This is a genomic window from Wolbachia endosymbiont of Tuta absoluta, from assembly GCF_059414725.1.
The window spans coordinates 1-5706 of sequence record NZ_JBNRJY010000581.1 but is presented as its reverse complement, the minus strand read 5'-3'; the positions used below and the strand labels follow the sequence as shown (position 1 = coordinate 5706).

The 5706-nt window shown below is 32.7% G+C and carries 4 protein-coding genes and 3 pseudogenes; 4 read left to right on the top strand and 3 right to left on the bottom strand.

What is annotated here, in order from left to right; all coding sequences use genetic code 11:
* Positions 1-250: pseudogene (locus ACJ5GX_RS06445) on the bottom strand (phospho-N-acetylmuramoyl-pentapeptide-transferase); the annotation flags it as partial.
* A 157-nt stretch (positions 251-407) separates the two neighbouring features.
* Here ACJ5GX_RS06445 and ACJ5GX_RS06440 point away from each other — a divergent pair.
* Positions 408-1397 carry a hypothetical protein gene (locus ACJ5GX_RS06440; protein ID WP_052264677.1) on the top strand — a complete coding sequence of 330 codons (990 nt, stop codon included), beginning with the start codon at positions 408-410 and terminating at the stop codon, positions 1395-1397.
* 60 nt (positions 1398-1457) lie between these two features.
* The gene (locus ACJ5GX_RS06435) at positions 1458-2009 is read left to right on the top strand and encodes a DNA-3-methyladenine glycosylase (RefSeq protein WP_012481934.1); all 552 of its coding nucleotides are present in this window, start codon (positions 1458-1460) and stop codon (positions 2007-2009) included.
* A 590-nt stretch (positions 2010-2599) separates the two neighbouring features.
* On the opposite strand, the gene ACJ5GX_RS06430 is transcribed toward ACJ5GX_RS06435, so the two are convergent.
* Positions 2600-3619 (bottom strand): Mrp/NBP35 family ATP-binding protein, encoded by a 1020-nt coding sequence (locus tag ACJ5GX_RS06430; RefSeq protein WP_019236868.1) that lies wholly within the window; start codon positions 3617-3619, stop codon positions 2600-2602.
* A 389-nt stretch (positions 3620-4008) separates the two neighbouring features.
* Between ACJ5GX_RS06430 and ACJ5GX_RS06425 the strand changes: the two genes are divergently transcribed.
* Positions 4009-4560, top strand: coding sequence for a WD_0033/WD_0034 family tandem repeat-containing protein (locus ACJ5GX_RS06425; RefSeq protein ID WP_052264676.1), 552 nt, complete (start codon positions 4009-4011; stop codon positions 4558-4560).
* Positions 4561-4639: 79 nt separating this feature from the next.
* Here the strand turns inward: ACJ5GX_RS06425 and ACJ5GX_RS06420 are convergent.
* Positions 4640-5020: pseudogene (locus ACJ5GX_RS06420) on the bottom strand (IS4-like element ISWosp8 family transposase); the annotation flags it as partial.
* A gap of 482 nt (positions 5021-5502) precedes the next feature.
* Here ACJ5GX_RS06420 and ACJ5GX_RS06415 point away from each other — a divergent pair.
* A pseudogene (locus tag ACJ5GX_RS06415) lies at positions 5503-5706 on the top strand (ankyrin repeat domain-containing protein); the annotation flags it as partial.

The window sequence follows — 5706 nt, the reverse complement described above, 5'->3', positions numbered from 1 at the left end:
TTATAAATACCAGCAATGAAATTTCTGGTGTTAATTGAGTCCAAAGCAGGATTGGTAATAAAGCAGAAGTTAGTATTATTATTCCACCCATAGGTGGTATATTCTTTTTTGTTATTAAATGACTTTCTGGTCCATATGATCTGATTGGTTGTCCATCTTTACTTATCTTTTTTAGAAGTTTTATAAAATAGGGAAAGAGAATAAACCCAAAAATAAATGAGATAAAAAACGTCTTTGTAGATGAGATCACCTGCCTATTCAAAATTAACTAGATATTATACCAAAAGCTTTACCTAATCTCAATTTATACCTTTTTATCAGCTCATTTTATTTGGAGTAAATTTAGTTATTGATTAGCTATAGCAAAGTTTACATACTGATATTTAGTTAATGGTAAGAGGTAGCATATGTTAGATTATATTAAAAAGCTTTTGTGGGCTACTACAGTACCTGATAATGAGAGTAGAGTTAAAAGTTCTTACATGCATATAGTAGAGAAACCTTCTTTTGGTGATGCAGCTTCAAAGTTGAGTAAGGAAGAAAGGTCAGAAGAGCATCTTGTTCTTCTAAAAGGTAAAGGCAATAGCTCTGGTACAACTGTAACAGAAGGATCGTCTAGTATTCAGAATGCAGTATCAGGCAAGAACAAGCGTGAATATATTAAATTAGACAGTGATGAAGAATTGGATAAATTCTTTAAGTTACAGAATGATCCAGACACTAATACTACAAACAAAGAACCTTTTTCTCCGAAGAAAGGAGAATCTCACTATCATGGTAAAGAGATTGTAGGCAAGATTGCTGACCAAATTAAGGCAGAGATATCGAAGGTATATACCATAGAGTCCATAATGATAAAAGAAGGCAAAAGGGAAGGTAATATTGTTTACCCCACCGTGAGAGTTGTGCTACATGCCAATAAAGAAGGAGTAGATATAGCTAAACTTCTAGGCGGTAGTATATGTAAAGAGTATGGTGTAAGAACAATTACATTTTGTCATCCTAATCAAGAAAAAAAGAGAGGGGCATGTTGCTATATTAATAATGATAGTGATAATGAGGAAAGAGTTTATGAAATAATTAGTGGGTTATATGAAATGACTTTAAAGTGGTATGTTGATGGAAGAGAATGCAAAATTAAAGTTAACATTGATGGTAATAATGGTGTAACTCTCCTTGAAGGCAACGGTGTTACTGCAGAGCAGTTGCGTGCAAATAAAGAAGTCAAAATAGGTAAGAGACGTGAACCAAAATCTTTATATGAAGCGTTAGTACCGCAATTGCAACAAAAGAGCTCTGAATCAGTCAAGGTTTTACAGCAGCCTTCAACAGATGTAACAAATGTGACAACAACACCAACTTCTACTTCTCAGAGATGTAGGTATCCTCTTATCTAAATAAGGAAAAGCGAAAATAGTATGAGTTGCTTGCAAATGTAAGTAACTTGTACTTCTATGATGAATAACACAATATTACCAAGAAATTTCTATGAACGGCCAACTTTAACCGTAGCTGGGGAGCTGCTAGGCAAGATGCTGAAATTTTCTAATTTTAGTGGAATAATAACTGAAGTTGAAGCGTATATAGGAATGGATGACCCAGCTTGTCATGCAGCAAGAGGCTATACTAATCGAACCTCAGTAATGTTTGGTACGCCAGGGTTTTCGTACGTATATTTTATATATGGAATGTACTATTGTCTAAATATTGTAACAGAAGCAGAAGGATTCCCAGCAGCAGTGTTAATACGAGGATTAAAGCTCACTGAACCGCTTGAAGCAAATTTAGGCGGGCCAGGCATACTGTGCAAAAAATTAAACATTACAAAAGAACATAATAAACAAGACCTTACTATAAGTCATGAATTTTGTCTCTATGAATATCACCTCAAACCAGATTATGTGTGCACTCCAAGAATCGGAATTAGTAAAGGCAAGGAGAAATTTTGGCGATTTAAAAGTTGCGTTTTAGCAGACATGCCTAAAATCACACTCAACAATAAATATTAGACCTCCTGCATAAACTAGATAAAAAGGCAAATAGCCTTTTATGTTTACCAACAATAGACTTCTTGGATAACCTAAGGATATTTTTTGATCTTCTATGGGGGAGTTGAACATTCCCTTTTTATAAAACTTTTGCATACTCCTATTTAACTTTAATAGCTCTTTATCTTCCTGAAATCTGGATGTTTTATCAATGCATCTTCTATTCAGCCGTTAGCAAGAACTTTCACTTATTTCATAGCTTTGCACTATATGGAAATATGTACGGTATTTACACAAATATTCGAGTGCTATTAATAAATATATTTGGTTTTCCTCCTCTTGCCTTTTTCTTGGCCTCTTCCTCTATTAAAATTTCTATTATTTTTCCAATGTTTTTCTTTTTACTCCTCTTAGTCTTCGAAGCTTCTCTTCATCAAGTTTACTTATCTGCTCAAAATTTATACCTTCCCTAATATTGCTTCTACTACTTGTTTCTTAAGTTATCCAAGAAGTCTATTGTCTGTTCAGATACGAGGTAGCTGCTGCCATTTGAAATATTTTATTCACCTAAAATTACATTCTACCTATTTTAAAAGTAGTTTAAAAAAACTTTATAGACTGCATACAAAAGACCTAACATCTTTAGCAATGCCTTCATAAATCCTTACTAAATCCTCACTTAGTATTGAAGGATTTCCACAATCAGAAGCACTACATATTTGCGGATCTAGAGGAACTCTGCTCAAGAGTTTGACTCCCAGCTCTTCAGACATTTTTTTTGCACCACCTTTTCCAAATATGTGTATTTTTGAATTATCTTGAACAAAATAGCTCATATTTTCCACAATGCCGATAATTGGCACGCTGAGCTTTGTGAACATATCATAAATTTTTTGTGCATCGATTAAAGCAAGCTCCTGTGGAGTTGAAACTATTATTGCTCCAGTTAAACTAAAATTCTCCATCAGACTTAAATGTACATCGCCAGTGCCAGGCGGTGTATCAATGATTAAATATTCTATATCAGACCACCTTGTTCCCATTAGCAAATTGTAAAGTGCTTTTGTGATCATAGGTCCACGCCATATTACTGCGCGGTCCTTATCAATAAAATAGCCAATTGAAATAGTATAGAGACCATGTTTCTCTATAGGCATTGCTTTACCACTCTGTATTTCTGGTTTTAATTTCTCAGTGCCCAACATTTTAGGAATCGAAGGACCATATATATCTGCATCAACTAGCGCAACTTTATGTTTTAATTCTGCTAACGAAAGAGCTAGATTTAGTGCAACTGTCGACTTACCCACACCTCCTTTACCGGAAGCAACGACAATTATATTTTTCACTCCTTCGATATGAAGTTTAGCTTTTTGTTGCCTAGCTTGTTTTTGACCAGTAGCAACTACAGTAACCTTTCCTACTCCCGGTATCGCCTTAACAGCTTGCTCACAATTTTTTCTTAATTCTTCATTTGGCTCAGTAACTTCAAGAGCAAAAGCAACATCTTTACCCTTAATAACAATTGAGGATACTACACCAACATTCTTACCACTTTTCTTCTCTATAACCTTTTTTAGGCTCTCTCTTACGATTTCCTCATTAACCTGTGTAAAATTTTTCCAGAACATATGATGAAATTTTTTCTATTGGTGTATACTAACATAGAATAATTAAACTGCACTGACTTTAAAACGAGGTTACAAGAATATGCTAAATCATCAAAATTTAACACGAAAACAAAAAGATTTGTATTTTTAGCTAAAAAGATCTATATGGAATGGAAGGAGCATCAGCGATATCTTGGAAGCAGTTTCAGGAAATGATTTACTAAAGTTCTTATCACTTGATATACTACACAATTTCCAAGAGGTGGGGAACGCACTTTAACACTACTTAGCCTAGCTATACATAGAGACAATAATGAATGTGTTAATTCTATTTAGAACAAGCTCAAAACAATGGTATACTACAAGATATTCTTACTGCTCCAAATATTATAAACTATCAAAATGGTTTGATGTACACCTTAACATCGCTTGGCTTTGCCATACATCATAATAAGGGAAGGTATATTAATGTTATTTTAACAACAGCCCAAGAAAATGGTATATTACAAGATATTCTTTCTTCTAGAAATATTGTACAGTATTTAAGTATTATAGCGTGTACTTTAACGCCACTTAACTTTGCTATATATAAAGGCAATAACGAATGTATCAATTCTATTTTAATACGAGTTCAAAACAGTGATACACTACGAAATATCTTTACTTCTAAAGATATTGTGCAGTTTCCAGGCGTGACGTATGTCATTAAACCATTTGCCTTTGCTATATATAAAGGTAATAATGAATGTGTCAATTCTACTTTAATACGAGCTAAAAATAGTAGCATGCTACAAGATGCATTTACTGAAGTAAGTACTGTACTGTTTCCATATGGTAGATATACTTTGAATGCTTGTGAGCTAGCTGTAGTTGTTAATGAGAACAATGCTAGTATTAGGACTGCATTAGATAATGTATCTATTTCTTCTAGGTATGTTAGAGAAAATAGCAAAGTTAATTAATTTCTTAAGTAACTCTTTCTTGCAAGTACTACTTTTTTATGTATCTGTTCAGGCAATGGCGTTAACTTAAGAGAATGAATTAGCAAGCTCTCCTAAAGACATTATGGCGTTTAGGCTTATCTACTTTATTGCGGCTATACAATCTTCACGTTAACTTTAGTGCGTATTTTAAAAAGGGCTTGAAAGTTTTTTGGTGCTAATAAGCACCTGATAAAGTTTCTGTCTCATTACACCAAATAAAACTGAAAAATTTAAACGATACTCAGCAATTTGATCTGGGTTCCAAGGCTCTTGTGCATTACACATATGAAGTATTGCACATGACCAAGTTTGCACAAAATTCTTGTTTCTAAATTTATCCCAGAAAAATTCTCTAATTCTGCTTCTACTTTGAGTCGTTTATAGCACTCCTCTATGTGACACTTAATAGATAAGCTTTACTGATATCTTCTTTATTGAAATAAAATAGAAACCAAAGGTCCTATTTTTTACAGTATTTTATTCCTTAACATCTTTTCTTAAGTTGACGCTATTGGGCTTTGTTGCATCGCTATCTACGATGAATAAAAGATAAAATGTAGAATATCAGTAGCTTATTATTCTAGCATTTATAGTAAGGACAATCAGTAAATATCTAAATTTAAGTAAAAGAAGTTTTACTATCATTCACTAATCTAGCTAGAATTCAAGAATTTCAATGCTTTAGCTATTTTAAGTAGAATTAAATTTACTAGTACAAACAATAAATTACTATTCTTAAATTTAATCAGATAGATTGCAAAAAATAAGATTTTCAATAAGCTGCTTGTATAGTTAGCCTTTCATAGATAGTGATGCAACAAAGCCCGCTGGAATCTAGTTCATATTATATATTTATCTGATAAGTTCCATGTATGTGTAATTTATTTAAATTGACTTCTTATCATATAATTAAATACATTATTGAAAATTAAAGGTAAGGTTATAGCAATGGAAATTTCAAATTGGCACGAATTATTGAGTTTAGTTAATGTTGACAAAGATTTAAGCAAAGATAACGTAATTGAAAAAATACAAAATGAGCTGAAAAGATATTCAAAGGAATATGAAGAGTGGGAAAAGTCTGGCTTTGATATAAATTATGTGTTTAAAGATGGTGAAAAAGCG

Excerpts from the sequence above, each read along its gene's own strand:
- ACJ5GX_RS06425 (WP_052264676.1), top strand. The coding sequence starts at position 4,009 with ATGTACACCTTAACATCGCTTGGCTTTGCCATACATCATAATAAGGGA.
- ACJ5GX_RS06435 (WP_012481934.1), top strand. The coding sequence starts at position 1,458 with ATGAATAACACAATATTACCAAGAAATTTCTATGAACGGCCAACTTTA.
- ACJ5GX_RS06430 (WP_019236868.1), bottom strand. The coding sequence starts at position 3,619 with ATGTTCTGGAAAAATTTTACACAGGTTAATGAGGAAATCGTAAGAGAG.
- ACJ5GX_RS06440 (WP_052264677.1), top strand. The coding sequence starts at position 408 with ATGTTAGATTATATTAAAAAGCTTTTGTGGGCTACTACAGTACCTGAT.